At 62.3% G+C, this 530-nt stretch carries 1 protein-coding gene; it reads right to left on the bottom strand.

Going from position 1 to position 530, the window contains the following annotated elements:
- Positions 1 to 29: 29 nt before the first annotated feature.
- A partial coding sequence (locus tag Q1A36_RS21385; protein WP_299848208.1) for an IS3 family transposase occupies positions 30 to 530 on the bottom strand: 501 nt, incomplete at its 5' end.

The following is a 530-nucleotide window of genomic DNA, read 5'->3' as shown; positions in this document are numbered from 1 at the left end:
TGGACTTGCCCGGCTTTTGTGGAGAGCGTTTAGCTTACTTCCCGGGCCTTTCGCTCGAATGCGAGGGGGCTCTGGAAGTCGAGCGATGAATGTCGCCTGACGGGGTTATAGAACCCATCGATGTATCTGGCGATGGCGTTTTCGGCCTGGGCGCGTGTCTGCCATGCGACCGGCCAGATCAGCTCCGACTTGATGGTCTTGAAGAACGTTTCGACCATCGAATTGTCGTAGCAGTTCCCGCGCCCGCTCATCGAGATCAGGATGCCGCGTCTGCGGAGCAGCGCTTGATAGTCCACCGAGCAGTATTGCGATCCGCGGTCGGAATGATGGACCAGCCCCGGCGCGGGGTTGCGAGCCACGAGAGCACGGCGCAGGGCTTCCACCGCAAGATCGCGCTTCAGGCGGTCACTCGTGGCCCAGCCAACGACGCGGCGCGAGAAGAGGTCCAGCACGATGGCAAGGTAGAGCCAGCCCTCTGCCGTCCGGATGTAGGAGATGTCCGCACCCCACTTCCTGTCCAGGCCATCCGC

The organism is uncultured Paracoccus sp., assembly GCF_947487305.1.
Taxonomy (GTDB): Bacteria; Pseudomonadota; Alphaproteobacteria; order Rhodobacterales; family Rhodobacteraceae; genus Paracoccus.
The sequence above is the reverse complement of the archived record's forward strand: the minus strand, read 5'-3'. Positions and strand labels throughout refer to the sequence as shown.